Annotated in this window: 12 protein-coding genes; 4 read left to right on the plus strand and 8 right to left on the minus strand. The window is 52.8% G+C overall.

Features of this window, described 5'->3' with window-relative positions; translation table 11 throughout:
* Positions 1-131: 131 nt before the first annotated feature.
* Positions 132-1,352: an MFS transporter gene (locus tag QMN38_RS10650; protein ID WP_323605030.1), complete on the minus strand. Its 1,221-nt coding sequence runs from the start codon at positions 1,350-1,352 to the stop codon at positions 132-134.
* A 174-nt stretch (positions 1,353-1,526) separates the two neighbouring features.
* Between QMN38_RS10650 and ushA the strand changes: the two genes are divergently transcribed.
* Positions 1,527-3,179, plus strand: coding sequence for a bifunctional UDP-sugar hydrolase/5'-nucleotidase UshA (gene ushA, locus QMN38_RS10655; protein WP_271441933.1), 1,653 nt, complete (start codon positions 1,527-1,529; stop codon positions 3,177-3,179).
* Positions 3,180-3,291: 112 nt separating this feature from the next.
* On the opposite strand, the gene ybaK is transcribed toward ushA, so the two are convergent.
* From ybaK to copA, 3 genes are all read right to left on the minus strand, one after another.
* Complete coding sequence (gene ybaK / locus QMN38_RS10660; protein ID WP_137384598.1) at positions 3,292-3,771, minus strand: Cys-tRNA(Pro)/Cys-tRNA(Cys) deacylase YbaK; 480 nt, start codon at positions 3,769-3,771, stop codon at positions 3,292-3,294.
* A 201-nt stretch (positions 3,772-3,972) separates the two neighbouring features.
* Positions 3,973-4,767 carry a TraB/GumN family protein gene (locus tag QMN38_RS10665; protein ID WP_271454010.1) on the minus strand — a complete coding sequence of 265 codons (795 nt, stop codon included), beginning with the start codon at positions 4,765-4,767 and terminating at the stop codon, positions 3,973-3,975.
* 154 nt (positions 4,768-4,921) lie between these two features.
* Positions 4,922-7,426 carry a copper-exporting P-type ATPase CopA gene (gene copA / locus QMN38_RS10670; protein WP_323605031.1) on the minus strand — a complete coding sequence of 835 codons (2,505 nt, stop codon included), beginning with the start codon at positions 7,424-7,426 and terminating at the stop codon, positions 4,922-4,924.
* A gap of 108 nt (positions 7,427-7,534) precedes the next feature.
* Between copA and cueR the strand changes: the two genes are divergently transcribed.
* Entirely contained in the window at positions 7,535-7,945 is a 411-nt protein-coding gene (cueR, locus tag QMN38_RS10675) for a Cu(I)-responsive transcriptional regulator (RefSeq protein ID WP_126318972.1), read from the plus strand.
* Here cueR and QMN38_RS10680 read toward each other — a convergent pair.
* From QMN38_RS10680 to QMN38_RS10695, 4 genes are read right to left on the minus strand one after another with little or no spacing between them, the layout of a single operon-like run.
* Positions 7,942-8,658 (minus strand): DUF3142 domain-containing protein, encoded by a 717-nt coding sequence (locus QMN38_RS10680; RefSeq protein ID WP_323605032.1) that lies wholly within the window; start codon positions 8,656-8,658, stop codon positions 7,942-7,944. The two genes, cueR and QMN38_RS10680, sit on opposite strands and share 4 nt — an antisense overlap.
* Positions 8,628-10,772 carry a PA5441 family protein gene (locus QMN38_RS10685; RefSeq protein ID WP_323605033.1) on the minus strand — a complete coding sequence of 715 codons (2,145 nt, stop codon included), beginning with the start codon at positions 10,770-10,772 and terminating at the stop codon, positions 8,628-8,630. The genes QMN38_RS10680 and QMN38_RS10685 overlap by 31 nt, the downstream gene beginning before the upstream one ends.
* A gap of 20 nt (positions 10,773-10,792) precedes the next feature.
* Entirely contained in the window at positions 10,793-11,251 is a 459-nt protein-coding gene (locus QMN38_RS10690; RefSeq protein ID WP_137384593.1) for an NfeD family protein, read from the minus strand.
* Positions 11,248-12,165 (minus strand): SPFH domain-containing protein, encoded by a 918-nt coding sequence (locus tag QMN38_RS10695; protein WP_005125227.1) that lies wholly within the window; start codon positions 12,163-12,165, stop codon positions 11,248-11,250. The genes QMN38_RS10690 and QMN38_RS10695 overlap by 4 nt, the downstream gene beginning before the upstream one ends.
* A gap of 134 nt (positions 12,166-12,299) precedes the next feature.
* Between QMN38_RS10695 and fetA the strand changes: the two genes are divergently transcribed.
* Both fetA and fetB read left to right on the plus strand, forming a co-directional pair.
* A complete protein-coding gene (fetA, locus tag QMN38_RS10700; RefSeq protein WP_271449459.1) occupies positions 12,300-12,971 on the plus strand; it encodes an iron efflux ABC transporter ATP-binding subunit FetA in 672 nt (223 codons plus the stop codon).
* On the plus strand, positions 12,964-13,743 hold the full coding sequence (fetB, locus tag QMN38_RS10705) for an iron efflux ABC transporter permease subunit FetB (RefSeq protein ID WP_271441940.1): 780 nt from the start codon (positions 12,964-12,966) through the stop codon (positions 13,741-13,743). Before fetA ends, fetB begins: the two co-directional genes overlap by 8 nt.
* Positions 13,744-13,804 lie beyond the last annotated feature (61 nt).

Consider the following 13,804-nt stretch of genomic DNA (forward strand, 5'->3'; position numbering starts at 1 on the left):
GAATTTTGATGAAAATAGGATTTTAAGCGTAAAAAAGCACGGATCGGAAAACTACGGGGGGATGTATGAGGCAAAGGCTGATGGTCACTGTAAGTGATGACGGCCAAAGTTTACTTTTGGCCGTCAGAAAATCAGGCTTTATGTCGGTTATCAGGTAAGAATATGGTCAGTATCCCCAGAAGAGGCAGGAAAGCACATATTTTATAGACCAAATCGATACTGGTATGGTCGGCAATCAGCCCTAACACCGCGGCACCCAAGCCGCCCATGCCGAAGGCAAAACCGAAAAATAGCCCAGAAACCATACCGATACGGCCCGGAAGCAGCTCCTGCGCGTAGACCAGAATGGCAGAAAAGGCCGATGCAAGGATAAAACCAATAATCACGGTTAAAATCCCAGTCCATTCAAGGGTTGCATAGGGCAAAATGAGGGTAAACGGCGCTACGCCGAGGATAGAGCCCCAAATAACGTATTTTCTGCCAATCTTATCACCTAATGGCCCACCAATTACCGTCCCGGCCGCAACGGCAAACAGGAAGGCAAACAGGTGGAACTGAGCATTTTGTACCGATAATCCGAATTTTTGCATCAGATAAAAGGTGTAATAGCTACTGATGCTCGCCATATAGAAGTATTTGGAGAAAATCAGCACCAGCAGAATACCCACCGCCAGTACCACTTTATTTCGTGGTAGCGGATTGACGATGGCGACCTTCGGTTTCCCTTTACTCATCCGATGTTGTGCGGCGTACCAACGGCTAATCTGTGCCAGTACCACAATCGCCAGCAGGGCCGCCAGTACGAACCAGGCCACATTCCCCTTACCGTATGGCGCGATGATGACAGCGGCCAGTAGTGGTCCCAGAGAACTACCGAAGTTACCACCGACCTGGAAAATAGATTGAGCCAACCCATGACGGCCACCGGAGGCCATACGTGCCACACGAGAGGATTCCGGGTGGAATACTGAAGACCCGGTACCGACCAGCGCTGCGGCGAGCAAGACCATATGGAAACTGCCTGCCATCGCCAGTAGCACAAGCCCACTCAGCGTGAAGCACATTCCAATCGGTAGCGACCATGGCATAGGGTATTTGTCCGTCCAGTAGCCGACAACCGGTTGCAGCAGCGAAGAGGCGAGCTGGAAGGTTAGCGTAATCATCCCGATCTGCATAAACGTCAGTGAAAACTCTGACTGTAAAAGCGGATAAATCGCCAGAATCAGCGATTGGATCATATCGTTTAGCAGATGAGAGAGGCTGATCGCCCCTAAAATGCCAAATGAGGTGCGTGCTTTAGCAACCGACGCTGACGCGCCAGCCGCTGGCTGGGTTGGTTCACTTATTGCCATAGAAAGTCACTTCTGTTTGGGTTGCGATTATGAGGGTAATCTAATTTGTTATTATTACTTGCCTAACATACCTGCGGAAGGTGTTTGAAGGAAGTCTCATTTCTGAAAACATTTTCGACTATTATTTTATATCATTGTAATTTCAGTCGTTGATTTTGGCTCAGGGAGAGAAATATGAAGTTTTTGAAACGGGGCGTGGCGCTGGCGCTATTAGCCGCATTTACGCTGGCAGGCCAGCCTGCACAAGCGTACGAAAAAGATAAAACCTACAAAATTACCATTCTGCATACCAACGATCATCACGGTCACTTCTGGCGCAGTGAATATGGGGAATACGGGCTGGCAGCGCAAAAAACGCTGGTGGACGGTATTCGTAAAGAAGTGGCGGAAGAAGGGGGAAGCGTACTGCTGCTTTCCGGCGGTGATATCAACACCGGTGTACCAGAATCCGATCTTCAGGATGCAGAACCTGATTTTCGCGGCATGAACCTGATTGGCTATGACGCGATGGCAGTTGGCAATCACGAATTTGATAACCCGCTTACCGTGCTACGCCAGCAGGAAAAATGGTCCAAATTCCCGTTTCTCTCGGCCAATATCTACCAGAAAAGCACTGGCGAACGCTTGTTTAAGCCGTGGGCTATCTTTAAGCGCCAGGATTTAAAAATCGCGGTTCTTGGTTTAACAACCGATGATACGGCGAAAATTGGCAACCCGGAGTTCTTCACCGATATTGAGTTTCGCAAACCTGCGGAAGAAGCAAAGCTGGTTATCCAGGAACTCAATATGAATGAAAAGCCAGACATCATCATCGCCACCACGCATATGGGGCATTATGACAACGGCAATCACGGCTCGAACGCACCGGGTGATGTGGAAATGGCGCGTAGCTTGCCTACCGGGGCGCTGGCGATGATTGTGGGTGGTCACTCACAGGATCCGGTGTGCATGGCATCGGAAAACAAAAAGCAGGTTGATTACGTACCGGGTACGCCATGTGCGCCAGATAAGCAAAACGGTATCTGGATTGTGCAGGCGCATGAGTGGGGTAAATACGTTGGCCGGGCGGACTTTGAATTCCGCAATGGCGAAATGAAAATGGTCAACTACCAACTCATTCCGGTAAACCTGAAGAAAAAAGTGACTTGGGACAACGGTAAAAGTGAGCGCGTACTCTACACCCCGGAAATCGCTGAAAATCAGCAAATGCTGTCGTTACTGACGCCATTCCAGAATAAAGGCAAAGCGCAGTTGGATGTCAAAATTGGCAGTGTAAATGCGCGTCTGGAAGGTGACCGTAGCAAGGTGCGCTTTGTGCAGACCAACATGGGGCATCTGCTGCTTGCTGCGCAAATGGCACGCACCGGCGCTGATTTTGGCGTGATGAGCGGCGGCGGCATCCGTGATTCCATCGAAGCCGGTGATATCACCTATAAGAGTGTGCTGAAGGTACAACCGTTCGGCAATATTGTGGTGTATGCCGACATGAGTGGGAAAGAGGTGATTGACTATCTGACCGCCGTGGCGCAAATGAAGCCGGACTCCGGGGCCTATCCGCAGTTTGCCAACGTCAGCTTTGTGGCGAAAGACGGTAAACTTAACGATCTGAAAATCAAAGGCGAACCTGTTGACCCGGCTAAAACGTATCGCATGGCAACGCTGAGCTTCAATGCCACCGGTGGCGATGGTTATCCGCAGATCGCTGACAAACCAGGGTATGTGAATACCGGGTTTATTGATGCGGAAGTGCTGAAAGAGTACGTGCAGAAAAACTCACCGCTGGATGCCAGTGTGTATGAGCCGAAGGGTGAAGTTACCTGGCAGTAACAGGGGGAGTGCCGGATGGCGGTGCTGGCACCTTATCCGGCCTACAGGCTGTAAGCGTATTCGGTTTGTAGGCCTTAAAGCTGCGCGCCATCAGGCAATCTTCCATACCGGCTTAATCGCGGCGTGCGATGTCGGCAAATTTCGCATCCAGAATTTTCGCCAGATCGTTCGCCGCCAGTTCAATATCCAGCCCGCGTTTGCCGCCGGAAACATAAATAGTGTCGAATGTCTGAGCGGGGGCATCAATCAGCGTTGGCAAACGTTTTTTCTGCCCAAGTGGGCTAATACCGCCGACCAGATATCCCGTTGTGCGTTGCGCAACCATTGGGTCGGCCATATCGACCTTTTTGGCGCCCAGCGCCTTCGCGACCTTTTTAAGATCCAGCTGTCCGGCTACCGGGGTGACGGCAACCGCCAGATGTTTCATATCACCATTCACGGCAACCAGCAGTGTTTTGTAGACCTGATCCGCATTCAGTCCTAATTTACGGACCACTTCGTCGCCAAAGTTGGTCTCGGACGGATCGTGATCGTAGGTGTGGATCTGAAAAGAAATTTTGTTTTTTTCGAGTAGTTTAACGGCGGGTGTCATAGCAATTTTTCCTGGCCCAGACAAAATACGCCATAAGCATACGCCTGATGGCGGTGGAAAAAATAGTACCATCTTGCGCAATAGTATTGGCAGGATGACGACTTTGAGCGACAATCGACCTACACCGATGCTTTAAGCGTCGGCATAATAATAATGATGAAATTCCTCTTTGACGGGCCAATAGAAATATTGGCCATTTTTTTATCGCATCATCTCCGGTAAATTTCCCTCCCCATACAGATGCAGTGCGCCCACAGCGACCACATAGTGACCCGCAGGCATTGCCTTGAGTTTGTCCCGCCATGCCTCATTACGCTGGTGCATGAGTACGTCATATAACGACTGGCTGAATGTGTTGGGTAATGTGAGTTCGCCATTTTGTGGTGGTGATTCAAGCCACCAGCCCATCATTTGTTGCAGCAACCTGGCGTTGGTATGCCAGTGTGTCAGGGTATCGTCGAGCAAAGCCAAACCGTTATCAGGCAATTGGCATAACAGGTCGATTTGGCTGGAAGCGCCTTCCAGTTCAATAATGGGTTTTTGCGCCTGTTTAGCCGCTTTGAGCAGTTGGTAGTCAATGCCATATTCCGCCCGTAATCCCAGCTGTTGCGCCTGCGTGGCTTGCAAGATCATGGCTATTTGCCACAGGGGTTGAGTCGAAAACAGGGAGGGGGAAATACCAAGATCGCCAGAAACTTTTTGCAGGTTGCGCAACTGCTCTTCGCTGATGCGTTCTTCCAGCGCAGCAAAAACCGGAAGATTGGCAAACGGTGCATCGTCACCGGAAACATCGGCTTCGACAATCAGTGCGTCAGCGCGGCTGAGTTTTTTCAGTAACCTGGCAGGCAGAGGGGCCATACCCCGGCTACCCATATGAATACTGCCAATCAGATGAAAATGGCGGTTGCCAGGCAAAGAGACATCGATGGCCGGCCAGGTATAATGGTTACCGCGCAGTGCAGACCATAATGCTTTTACCCGGTATAACAAATCCATACGGCCTCCCTTGAGTAGACTTCCATGCTAGCGCGTGGTCCAGGAAGGTGCAATCCGTGAATCGTTGAATGGCGACGCAAAATCGTCTTATCCGGCCTACATTATCACTTACTTTTTGTAGGCCGGATAAACGAAAGTGCCGTTTGGCAAAGAGTTACTCTTTCGGTTTAAAGCGCAGCAGTCGGTTGGCGTTGCTCACCACGGTAATAGAAGAGAGCGCCATCGCAGCTCCGGCAACGACCGGGTTCAGCAGGGTTCCGGTGAACGGCCACAGAATCCCGGCGGCAACGGGGATACCGATGCTGTTGTAGATAAATGCGCCGAGCAGGTTCTGCTTCATATTACGCAGCGTTGCCCGCGAGATAGACAGCGCATCCGCAACGCCCATCAGGCTATGACGCATCAGCGTGATCGCAGCGGTCTCAATCGCCACATCGCTGCCTCCGCCCATTGCAATACCCACATCGGCCTGTGCCAGGGCAGGGGCATCGTTAATGCCGTCACCGACCATGGCGACCTGACGTCCCTGGCTCTGCAGACGTTTAATTGCTTCCGCTTTACCGTCTGGCAGTACGCCGGCTATCACCTCATCAATACCTGCTTCTTTGGCAATGGCATTGGCCGTCGTGGGGTTATCGCCGGTGAGCATCACCAGACGATAGCCGGCGCGGTGCAGACGCTGAAGCGCTGCCACGCTGTCGCTGCGCAATGGGTCACGTACCGCTAACAAGGCTGCTGCTTGCCCGTCAATGGCTAACAGCACCGGGGTTGCCCCTTGGGAAGCCTGAGCCGTGATCTCGGCTTCCATTTCGGTGGTAACAACGTGCTGTTCGTTGAGCAGTGCCTGGTTACCCAGTAATAACGTATGGCCTTCAGCTTCCCCGCTGACGCCTAAACCGCGCAGCGTACGGAAACCATTGACCTGCGGCAGCGTAACATCGCCCGCTTTATCCAGAATCGCCCTGGCCAGTGGATGGCTGGAACCCTGTTCAAGGGCGGCTGCCAGGCGAACAGCCAGTGCTTCGTCGATATTGCCGAACGTTTTGATGGCGACAACCTGTGGCTTACCTTCAGTCAGCGTCCCGGTTTTATCAAACACAATGGTATCGAGCGTGCTGGCGCGCTGCAGCGCATCGGCATCGCGTACCAGTACGCCAAACTCAGCGGCGCGCCCTACACCGGAAATAATCGACATCGGCGTCGCCAGACCCAGTGCGCAAGGGCAGGCAATAATCAAAACGGTAGTGGCAATCACCAGCGTATAGACAATTTGTGGCGCCGGTCCGAAGAAGTACCAGATAGCTGCGCTAACCAGCGCAATAACGACCACCACCGGAACGAATACTGAAGAGATGCGGTCAGCCAGTTTGCCAATCTCCGGTTTACTACTTTGCGCCTGACGCACCATGCGAATAATACGCGATAACGTCGTGTGGCTACCGACGGCACTGGCGCGGAACAGCACGCTGCCGTCCTGTACGACCGTACCGGCGTGGACACTATCGCCTTCGCCTTTTTGTTGCGGAATCGGCTCCCCGGTCAGCATGGCTTCATCCAGCCATGCTTCGCCCTGAGTGATTTCGCCATCTACCGGAACGCGATCGCCGGTAGTCAGACGTAGCAACATACCTGCCTGTACATCGGCCAGCGGCACATTTTTTTCACCGTCATCGGTCACGACACGTGCGGTTGGCGGTGTTAAATCGAGTAGTTTTTCCAGCGCTTTGGAAGAGCGTTGGCGGGCGCGTGCTTCCAGCATATGGCCAAGGTTAATCAGACCGATAATCATGGCACTGGCTTCATAATAGAGATGCCGCGCTTCCATTGGGAACCATTGCGGCCAGAGGTTTACGCTCATGGAATAGAGCCAGGCGACCCCCGTGCCCAGCGCGACCAGTGTATCCATGGTCGCGGTGCCGTTCATCAGGCTTTTCCATGCGCTGCGGTAGAAATGACCGCCTGCGAAGACCATCACGGCGAGTGTTGCCAGACCAATGACCAGCCACAGGCTACGGTTGTCGGCACTCACCATCATGTTATCGCCAATCATGCCCCATACCATGACCGGGACACCCAGCAACAGCGCAACCGCCGCCTGCCAGCGAAAACGTTTCATGGTCGCCACGGCGGTTTCCTGCTGGCGTTCGCGACGCTTAGCGTCGTCTTCGATCGCTTCCGCGCCATAGCCGGCTTTTTCCACCGCCTGCACTAAATCTGCGGCGGATGCACTGCCCATTACCAGCGCAGTGCGCTCCGCCAGGTTTACCCGTGCCTGCGTGACACCCGGTACGCTTTGCAGCGCATTTTGTACGCGGGAGACACAGCTGGCGCAGCTCATGCCGTTTAACAGCAACTGTTGGCTATCATCTTCTTCAGCCGTAGCTGCCGGAAGCTCAGGGGGGACCGCTGCCAGTGCTTCCGACGGGATTGATGACTCCGCCAGCGGTTTAGCCTTTGGGTGGCTTAACTCCGCGCCATAACCGGCTTGTTTGATGGTTTCGATCAGCGCCTCGGCACTGGCGCTACCGGTGACATGGGCTTCTGTCACCGTGACATCCGCGAGTTCCACGTCCGGGCGTTGTTCGAGACTTTCTTTAACGCGTTTTACGCAGTGACCACAGGACAGACCGTCCAGAGTCAGATCGATAGTTTGAGACATAACAAATTTCCTCTATGATTGGTCGGTAAACGTTGACCTTAGCAGTCGTTTTGACTAACTGTTATAAAGGTTAAACCTTCCATCAAGGGGAAGGTCAAGGGGGAAGATGTGAATATATCCGATGTTGCTAAAAAAACCGGTTTAACCAGTAAAGCGATACGCTTTTATGAAGAAAAAGGTCTGGTGACGCCGCCACTACGTAGCGAAAACGGCTATCGCACATACAACCAGCAGCATCTGAATGAACTGACGCTGTTGCGTCAGGCGCGGCAGGTTGGCTTTAACCTGGAAGAGTGTGGTGAGCTGGTCAATTTGTTTAACGATCCGGCGCGTCACAGCGCGGATGTCAAAAAGCGCACGTTAGAAAAAGTGGCGGACATCGAGCGGCATATCAGCGAGCTGCAGGCCATGCGCTTGCATTTGCTGGCGCTGGCGGACAGTTGCCCTGGTGATGATAGCGCCGAATGCCCGATCATGGATAATCTCTCCGGCTGCTGCCATCACAAAGCAAAGGCTTAACGGCGAGAGGGATTGAGCATAAACACCACTGTGCCACGGTACCACGGGGATTTTTCAAGCTGAGCCTCAGCCTGCAGGTCCCTGCTACCGTTTTGCACCAGCCCCAGCTTAAACGGAATACGCAGACGGGCGAGTGCAGGCAGATACGCCTGATAATTTGCCACCGTCTGACGCCCCTGATAGCTCTGCACCACCAGTTCATCGACCGCCAGTGCGTTTAGCGTGGCGACATCCCCGGTTTTTGCCCAGTCCAGCAGACCTGTCACGCCAAGCGCAAACTCTGGCGGCAACTGTTGACGCAATTGGTGCAGAAAACGGGCGTAATCAGCAAGCTGGTGGGTCGCCGCGTCAAAATCGACCTGCAGGCCGACGACGTGGTTGCCGGCGCTCTGCCAGCGTTGCATCAGCCGTATGATTCGGGCAGGAATCTCCTCCGGTACGTCGAGCGTGGTAAAGCGGACCGTCAGCCAGATTGAGGGAAAAGTCAGACGACTGACTGGCAGTCCCAGACGCTGGAAAACCACGTTACCCGATCGAACCAGCACCTCGCCCTGATGCAGATAGACCGTTTGCGCATTTTGCAGTTCAGCACTGGCTTTCACCCCGGACCACAGCCAGAAGGCCGAATGGTCACGGGCGGCGACGATATCCGCCGCCTGTGCCTGACCGACCAGCAGCGCAATTACCAATAGTATTTGAGTTTTTGCGCCCACGGGCTTCCCGGATACTGCGTCTTTAACTGCGCGAACCAGTCTTTTCGCTGTGATTTATCCACGTCTTCACCGCCGCATTCGTTATAACCTGACGGGGAGTAGCACATGATGGCCCGATACAGCGCAAAGCTTTTATCCTCGACTTCCGCTGTTGGGGACGCGATAACCTGTTGGTAATAGCGCTGCCTGTCGAACTGGCCGAACGGCTCCTGTCGCGTAATGGCCACTTCCAGCACATCGTTACCGCTACTGTTCTTCCACAGATCGACATGGGTTTGTGTGGTACGGAAGAACTCACCCAGACAGTTCAGCGCGTGGGCATCATCGGCTTTGTGGCTTAATACCGTGACCGTTTCATTGAGGCTGCGGCAGGTATAGCCGGCCTGAGCGGCATCACCGTTCCAGTCAAACACGCTCAGATTGACGTCATCAAATGCAGTGCCAACAACCGGTTGGCTAATGGCTCGGGCCAGTTTTCGGTCATTCAACCAGTCTGCAAAACGGTTCTCGGTAAGATCCCGAACCAGCAAAGTATGCAGGGCTATTGTGCGCTCTTCATTGTTAGGCCCATGGGTAGCTTGCTGGCGTAGCAGTTCAGGCGTTGCCTGTGTTTTCAGCACCTGAGAGCGGAAACGCAGATTGGTTACCGCACTGTCCGGGGCGAATATCGCCGCGCTGTCACCACTGTAAACCAGCGTAGCCGCCAGCTTGGCCTGTACATATTGCTGCTGCTCGTTATCTTTGCTCACTTTCAGCAGCTGCTGCCAGAAATCACGTGCCGCGGTCCAATTCTTCTGGCCCATCAACGCTTCGCCGTACAGCACCTGTTCGCTAAACGCGAGCGTATCGTGTGCGGAAAGTTGTTGGGCCGGGGTTACTGCCTGAACAATGGCCGCGTAGTTGCCCGCCGCCATCCATAAATTCAGCTGCAAATTGCGCCACAGCGGCATGTGTTGGCTTTGTTCAAATACCGGCTTGCTCGCATCAAGTTGCGCCTGGGTCAGCGTGGGTTTTTTATCGCTATTCAGACGCAGTGCGCGTAACAGTTCGATATAGCTCACGCGGGGGGCATCAGGAAAGGCTTCAATTACGGATTGATCATAGAATTGCATACCGTAGACGTTATCGTATTCTGTCACGGTCTCACGCAACTGCTGCGCATTGGCCGACGTATCGAGAGCCTGCTCATACAGTCCGGCCAGCTGTGGCCAGGCTTGTAAATACCAGTTGATACGCCGCAGCATACCGCGCGTCGAATCGGCGTACTGGCCTTGCGGCCAGCGATGCAGATAGGCTTGCGCCTGTGTCTGTGCCTGAGCGGCATCCTGGTGGTTAATTCTGGCGATATCAAAATCACCGTATTCACCTACGCTGTTCTGACTACTTTTATTCAGTGCTGTGCGCATTAGCATGTACTGCGCCGTTTCTGCCAGCCATGGGCGATCGCTTTTCGCCAACTGAGTAAACGCTTGTTCGGCATTCACATAATCACCGGCATAGAAATTGGCGGCGGCAATCAGGTACGTTTTATAGCGTTGGGCACTGGAATCCACAGGCAGAGTAGTCAATGAGGCATCAATCTGCTCACGGGTTGCGCCGGACAACAGCCCCATCCGCGCTTGCGCCAGAGCCTGGCGTTGTTCAACCGTCAACGAGGTATCGGCGAGCAGCGCGGCAAAGAATTGACTGGCACTGCTCATATTATTCGAAACGTGGCGGTTTTCGAGATCATCACTATTGCGGATTACCTCATCCGCGCTGATGTGCAGTTCAGCCATTTGCCGGGTTAGCGTGTCGTCAGCATTTTGCTCCGGGGCTGCGGCTGCGGGCGACGTGATGTCATCCCACTGCGGGTGATAAGCGAAATAGAAATCACGGGAGCGGGTGATATCCTCAGGCATCGCCTGTATCGGCAGGGCGAACGATTTCTCCTGACTCAGCAGTCGTAGCAGGTTATCACGGCTGTCGTTTCCGGGGCTGAAGGTAGGCGTGCCTTTCAGCAGACAGTGGTCATCGCTCCATTTGCAATCTTCTATATCTGATGAGGCAAACGCCTGAGGAGCGACTGCCAGTAGTGTGAAAAGGGCAAAGGCGAGGGGTGTCTTCCTGACCATAGTCTTATTTCCTGTCTGTTTTATGGTGATACGGCTTTGATTACCAGAGTAATGCCTTCAACGGCAACCACTTCAACGTGTGTTCCGGCGCTTAAGTCATCATTGGCGCTGACGGGCCACGAGCTGTCGCCGACGCGCATATGCCCGCGACCATTGACCAGCCCGGTTTCCAGTGTAAACCGACGGCCAACCAACTGTTGTCCGCGCTGATTAAGATGACTGTCGGCCGGTTTCTGCTCTTGCACGCGCTTCGCCAGCCATTTCCACCACAACCAGGCCGCCAGCAGTGTTAATACGGCGAACATTGCTCCCTGCCACGCCCAGTCGAGCGGTACGAGCCAGATAACCAGCCCGGTTATCACCGCCGCTACACCGCTCCATAGCAGATAACCGTTACCGCCCAGCATCTCGGCGGCCAATAGCAGGCCCCCGAGGCTAAGCCAGAAGATATGTGGGTGAACCAGGATCATCGCTATCATGATTTTTTCCGTTCGCTGGCGCTGTCCTTAATCAGCTCAGTGATCCCGGCGATGGAACCCATCAGACTGCTGGCATCCAGCGGCATCATCACCACTTTACTGTTATTCGACGAACCGATATGTTGCAGCGCTTCGGTGTATTTCTGTGCCACAAAGTAATTCACAGCCTGAATGTCCCCAGCGGCAATGGCTTCAGATACCATCTGCGTTGCACGAGCTTCCGCTTCCGCTGAACGTTCACGTGCTTCGGCCTGTAAGAAAGCGGACTGGCGTTCACCTTCTGCTTTCAGGATTTTCGACTGTTTCTCACCTTCGGCCTTGACGATCTCCGCCTGACGGATACCCTCGGCTTCAAGAATGTAGGCACGCTTGGTACGCTCTGCTTTCATCTGCGCGTTCATCGCATCGATAAGCTCTGCCGGTGGGCGAACATCGCGGATCTCGATACGGGTAATTTTGATGCCCCAGGGATTGGTGGCTTCATCAACGATATGCAGCAAGCGCGTATTGATGTTGTCGCGCTGGGAGAGCATCTCATCGAGTTCCATTGAGCCAAGAACGGTACGGATGTTGGTCATGGTCAGGTTGATGATCGCCAGTTCCAGGTTGCTGACTTCATACGCCGCCTTTGGCGCGTCGATGACCTGAATAAAGCACACGGCATCAATGGCAACGTTAGCGTTGTCTTTGGAGATGACCTCTTGCGACGGAATATCAAGAACCTGTTCCATCATGTTGATCTTACGACCAATTCGGTCCATAAATGGCACAACAAGACTTAACCCCGGTTGCAGGGTCTTGGTGTAACGCCCGAAACGTTCCACCGTCCACTGGTATCCCTGCGGGACGATTTTCACGCCCGCACCGACGATGACCAGTGCGACAAAAATAAGAATAGGAATAAAAATGAGCATCGATGAAACCTCCTGTTGTGCTGTCCTTTACTGCCTGATTAATCAAATTATACCCGATTTATCAAGGTGGGCTCCCCTATAATAAATTACAGGGATAGACTGTCTGCACGAAAGAGGTAAAAAAGGGATTGGTAATGGAAGAAAGCAGAATGCTGCTTCAGTTAAAGAATGTCGCCTGGCAGGCGGGAACAACGAAAATTCTTAATAACATCAGTTTTAATCTTAATGCCGGAGAATTTAAGCTGATTACCGGCCAGTCCGGTTGCGGTAAAAGCACGTTGTTGAAAATTGTCGCGTCGTTAATTAGCCCGAGCGCGGGTGAGATTATCTTTGAGGGCAAGGAGATAACGACCCTCAAGCCGGAAGCATATCGTCAGCAGGTCTCCTATTGCGCACAAACGCCCGCTTTGTTTGGTGATACCGTCTACGACAACCTTATTTTTCCCTGGCAAATTCGCGATAAACGTCCGGATTCGGATGTGTTTCTGGCCGATCTGGCCCGATTTGAGTTACCCGAGGCAATCCTCAAAAAAAACATCAATGAGCTGTCCGGCGGCGAAAAACAGCGTATCTCATTGATTCGCAATTTGCAGTTTCTGCCGAAAATCCTGCTGCTTGATGAAATAACCAGCGCGCTGGATGAAGCCAACAAACGGAATGTGAATGAGCTAATTCACCGCTATGTGCGCGATAAGAATATTGCTGTGCTATGGGTGACGCACGACAAAGATGAAATTAATCATGCGGATAATGTCATTATCCTTCAGCCGCATGCCGGAGAAATGCAGGAAGTAAGCAATGAATGAGCATAATATTACCAATGAGTCACTGGCGTTAGCGATGATGCTGGTGGTGGTGGCGATGCTGATCAGCCATAAAGAAAAACTGGCACTGGAAAAAGATATTCTCTGGAGCGTTTGCCGGGCGGTTGTCCAGCTTATTATCGTAGGCTACGTGCTGAAATATATTTTCGGCGTGAACCACAGCATTCTGACCTTAGTGATGGTGCTGTTTATCTGCTTTAACGCCGCATATAACGCGCAAAAACGCAGTAAATATATTGATAAGGCTTTTATCTCCTCATTTATCGCTATTACCTCGGGGGCGGGGGTCACGCTGGCCGTCTTGGTGCTGTCAGGCTCCATCGAGTTTGCACCGATGCAAGTGATCCCGATTTCCGGCATGATCGCCGGGAATGCGATGGTGGCCGTCGGGTTATGTTACAACAACCTGGGGCAGCGCTTTAGCAGTGAGCAGCAGCAAATTCAGGAGAAATTAAGCCTCGGCGCTTCTCCGAAAGTCGCGTCCGCGCCGCTTATTCGGGACAGTATTCGCGCATCGCTGATCCCAACGATCGATTCCGCAAAAACCGTCGGGTTAGTAAGTTTACCGGGGATGATGTCAGGATTGATCTTTGCCGGTATCGATCCGGTAAAAGCGATTAAGTATCAGATTATGGTGACGTTTATGCTGCTCTCTACCGCCAGCCTGTCGACCATTATCGCCTGCTATTTAACCTATCGGAAGTTCTATAATTCACGCCACCAGTTGGTGGTGACACCATTAAAGAAACCGTGATGTGATGCCGGATAGCGGTTACCGCTTATCCGGCCTACGAGAGTGGTATTTGTTGGCCCGA

Origin of the sequence: Citrobacter sp. R-1.5.2 (genome assembly GCF_035064245.1) — a bacterium.
Classification (GTDB): domain Bacteria; phylum Pseudomonadota; class Gammaproteobacteria; order Enterobacterales; family Enterobacteriaceae; genus Citrobacter.